Origin of the sequence: Massilia sp. CT11-108 (assembly GCF_047302915.1) — a bacterium.
Lineage (GTDB): Bacteria > Pseudomonadota > Gammaproteobacteria > Burkholderiales > Burkholderiaceae_D > Telluria > Telluria orientalis.
In genome coordinates, this window is the sequence record NZ_JBKYMO010001037.1 from 1 (window position 1) to 868 (window position 868).

Consider the following 868-nt stretch of genomic DNA (forward strand, 5'->3'; position numbering starts at 1 on the left):
TCAGCGCGCCGACCATGCCCTGCTTGTCGGCGTGCCGTCCCACGTCCGACCATTCGGACGGCTCGACCGGCAGGCCGACGATCTCCAGCGGCCGCCACGCGTCCGAGTTCGCGTAGTCGTGCGCCGTGATCCCGCGCACCGAGATCACGCCGACGGGGCCGGGCGACGCGATCGCCACCGCGACGATGGACGTGCCCCACAGCAGGACCTGGCGCTGGCCGGTACCCACGGTCTGGATGATTTCCAGCGCGTCGATCGCCACCGGGCCGTTCAGTGCGGCCAGGTTCGCATTGGCGGCGGTGACGTCGATGCCGACCGTGACGTACACGAGCGGATCGCCCATCCACCACACGATCGTGGCGCCGTCCTGGTTCTGGTACGTGTGGAAGGGAATGTTGCGCAGCTCCTTCTCGGACGGCAGCCGGGCCCACACCGTGAACGGCCCGCCCAGCATGCCGTAGTCCTGGTCCGGCAGCTCGGGCGCGAGCTGCGGGTTGATCGACCAGCGCAGCTGGGCCATCGCATAGCCCTCGATGCCGCGCCGGCGCCATTCCTCCGCCCAGCGCTGGTCTTGCGGATCGCGGGCCCGGTTGATGTGCGCCCAGTTCGTCAGCGCGGCGCGGGCGTAGAAGCGATAGGGGTCGACGACGCGGCTCATGCTTGTTCCTCCCAGGGTGCGTTCAGCAACGAGACGTAGGTGATCTTGACCGGGTCGGCCGGCCACGTGGCATCGAACAGATAAGGCTTGTCGGCGAAGCGTTCGCGCTTGACGCCCAGCGCCAGGCCGTTGGCCCCGCGGCTGCCCGGCTTGAGGACGACGATGGCGCGCTGGCCGCCCGGCGCCGGGATCACGCGCTGGATCACGTCC

2 protein-coding genes are annotated in these 868 nt (G+C 69.8%); both read right to left on the reverse strand.

All coding sequences use genetic code 11. The annotated features are described in order from the left end of the window. Positions 1-658, reverse strand: a 658-nt coding sequence (locus tag ACEN88_RS32965; RefSeq protein ID WP_413346495.1) for a hypothetical protein, incomplete at its 3' end; no start/stop codon positions are given. Then, on the reverse strand, positions 655-868 hold a 214-nt coding region (locus ACEN88_RS32970; protein ID WP_413346496.1), incomplete at its 5' end, for a hypothetical protein. The genes ACEN88_RS32970 and ACEN88_RS32965, both read right to left, overlap by 4 nt.